At 47.5% G+C, this 2,936-nt stretch carries 3 protein-coding genes; all 3 read left to right on the forward strand.

What is annotated here, in order from left to right; translation table 11 throughout:
- Window positions 1–1,589: hypothetical protein (locus F2P45_RS33915; protein WP_223164900.1), on the forward strand; the 1,589-nt coding region annotated here is incomplete at its 5' end.
- Window position 1,590: 1 nt separating this feature from the next.
- Window positions 1,591–1,857 (forward strand): hypothetical protein, encoded by a 267-nt coding sequence (locus F2P45_RS33920; RefSeq protein WP_166882609.1) that lies wholly within the window; start codon window positions 1,591–1,593, stop codon window positions 1,855–1,857.
- Between the two features lie 385 nt (window positions 1,858–2,242).
- Window positions 2,243–2,764 (forward strand): SMI1/KNR4 family protein, encoded by a 522-nt coding sequence (locus F2P45_RS33925; RefSeq protein WP_166882610.1) that lies wholly within the window; start codon window positions 2,243–2,245, stop codon window positions 2,762–2,764.
- Window positions 2,765–2,936 lie beyond the last annotated feature (172 nt).

The raw sequence follows: 2,936 nt of genomic DNA on the forward strand, positions 1-2,936 counted from the left end.
GTCGGCGCCAAAAAGTTAAAATGTGCGACGGCCGAGCTGGAGGACCGGCCGAAACCCGCATGAACAGGGCGTTTGCGCGCGTTGGACTACGATTGCACGTCGGACCAAGTGCGTTCGGCAATGCGCTCGGAAAGTCGATTGGCGATTCATGGAACGCCGACCATTCCGCCGACCCGCGTATTAGTGGTAGCGATCCATTTAACCTTGGTGAAGATGCGCCGATGGAGATCGGTGGCGCGGCCTCACGTAGAGTTGTGAAATTGCAGCCTTTTGAAGGAGGCAAAGAGTATTTGAAGAAAGTGCCTGCGGCTATTCTAGATAAAGTTGGCATTCAGCGGCTTTACGCTGATGCGAATTCGATCATGGATGGCACCCGCATGGAAGGGATAGGGGCGAACTTGACTGGTGACAAGAATATGCAAATGCTTGCCGTAAATTTGGGCATCGATTTGTATACAGTCACCTCGCCTGACAATTACATGTATGTTGTGATGGATCAACAGTCCACGCTCAGACTGGCACAACAAATTAGAGATCAAGTTGGTGAGAAGGTGCCAGGTTTCGCTGCGTATTCGTTGACCGACAATCAATCAGATTTTAAGACGTTCACAACGGCGATCTTTGGTCAAGACTTGTCGAAAAATGATGCTGCGGTCATCGCTGGTTCAAATGTGCGAGCCAATCAAGTATTGGATGTTTCTGCAATCGTAAAAAACACTTACGAGAACTGGCACACTAGGGCATTCCCGCACTTTAAAGAAATTGACATTAATAAGCTTGACCCAGTGGCCGCGGCTTCGGACACCGGGCAAGGCATTCATATAATGAATGCGGGAATTAAACTCGCGAATTTTGTGCGAGACCAAATAAACGGAATAGGCGAATATAAAGATGCGCCGCCGATTTTCAAAATAGAAGGGTATAACAGGCTGGTCGAAGGGGTCCTTATGTTGGGTCAAGTCGGACTCGAAACTGGAGTAGCGCTCAGCGGTCGTATCGCCGCCAAGTTGGGCGAGCTTGGTTTTTCTAAAGGAACTGTGCGTGGTTTCGCTATTGGCGGGGCAGCGAACGCACAAGTTCTTATTCCTAAGACATTAGAACGTTGGTACGAAAAAGTTCGGTCTAAGCCCATGTCTATCGCGGAGGCTAGGGCGGTCGCCGAAAAAAATGGCGCAGACATTCCTGATTTTATGGTATTTCAATCTCTCGAGGATGCTAAATTTGTTGCGCGATTTGGCGAAAAGGTTGATGCAGCTTATACCTTTGTGCAAAAGGAGCGTGGAACAGCGAACACGCTGGTTACCTTGAAAAATGAAGGAAACGCACCTAGTATGCTAGACAAAAATGGCAAAATGACTGTCACCGTGAAGGAATCTGTCTTGACAAGTGACCGGGCTACTACCTACGTATTTGCCCACGAGGGATTGGAAGGATTTGAGCTCTATTACGAAGCGCGGAGATTGGGTGGCGCAATGACTGGGAGGCAAATTGATGCTATGACACAAAACTCCAATCCTCTGAATGCTCACGGGCAAGCGGTCGAATATGGAGATCAATTGGTTTGGGACATGATTAAGAGGGGGCTTTAAAATGTTGAAGGGATTCGAGGGAATACAGCAAGCGTTCCATGACGGGGAGCTGTCCGACTGGTTCGTTGCCGGATGGCTTGTTAAGAAGATCGCTTTGGAAGGTTCCCAGGAGGATTTTGATGCACTGCCTCCTTTCTGGAGGGCCGACTTAATTGCCAAACTTGCGGAAGTGGAAGCTGACGATGAGGGATGGATGACTATTGGCAATAATTGTGAAGACTTAATGCCCTATGTTGCCATTGTCAAAACCAAAGTTTGTTTTGATTGACGATGCAAACACTGGCGCGTGTATATATAGGGACAGACCCCTGTTTCTCGGAAATGTCGGTGACCCAAAAAGAGTCTCCTGATACTGGCATCGAGCGTTTGCGTGGACGGCCAGGCTTTCCCAAAGCGTAGAGCCGCATGCCCTTCGCAGGCAGGATCAGGGGAACGGTGCCAGGTCTGACATGTGGACACGGCCTCATCAGCATCTATATTTTGAATGAAAAAGGCCGCCCCAACCCCTAGTGCTCGCTGAAGCGGGGCAGTGCCGACATTCGTACACAAACTGAGTTGGATGGATTTGGACCATTCAATTAACGGAAGCCTAGGGCGCCAAGCACTTGACTATCCACGTGGATACAAGCCAACATACTTTATTTATGAGATTTATGATGGACTGGATGAGGCAAATTGTAATTGCGCACATGGTAAAGCAAAAGATTGCAGAGGTTGCGCCGGATGGGTTATGGCAACATGGTTTTCCTGAGATTGCAGCCTCTAATGAAGATATTCAAGAGGCTGAGTTAATTTTGGGAATCGAGCTTGATGCTGGGTATAAGGAATTTTTGAGGCATGCTAACGGATGGAATTCGTTTTTCCAAGCAATCGACGTATTTGGAATTGCAGATCTTCTTGGCGGAAAAAAGCAAGAGCGAGCTAATGAGATTTTGGAATCTTTGGAAAATTTAGAGGATTTATGTGGTTTTAGTAGATCTGAGCTCATGGCTTTTGCTGTTTCAACGGAGGATATCGACCTCTTTATTATATCCAAAAGTAACTCCCATGCCCCGGGTGCAGTATTCTGGCTAGCGGGTCAAGTAATAGATCAATTCCCATCTATGGAAGAGTGGTTTCTAGCGATGTTTGATTACAATCGAAGAGAATACGAGCTCGCTGTAGAAGGGAGTTAATGCGTAGCCGTTCACTTCCCCTGATAAAAAAGCCAAATGAGTGCACTATGGAAGCGGTTTTTATTGCATAATACTCAATAATGTCAATAAAGCTAATTCCACTTACCGATCACGATCTTCGTCAAATGAGCGACGAGTGGGTGAGTTCGCTCTCGCCGTCGCAGAAGGAAGT

The sequence above is a fragment of the Massilia mucilaginosa genome (assembly GCF_011682145.1).
Lineage (GTDB): Bacteria > Pseudomonadota > Gammaproteobacteria > Burkholderiales > Burkholderiaceae_D > Telluria_A > Telluria_A mucilaginosa.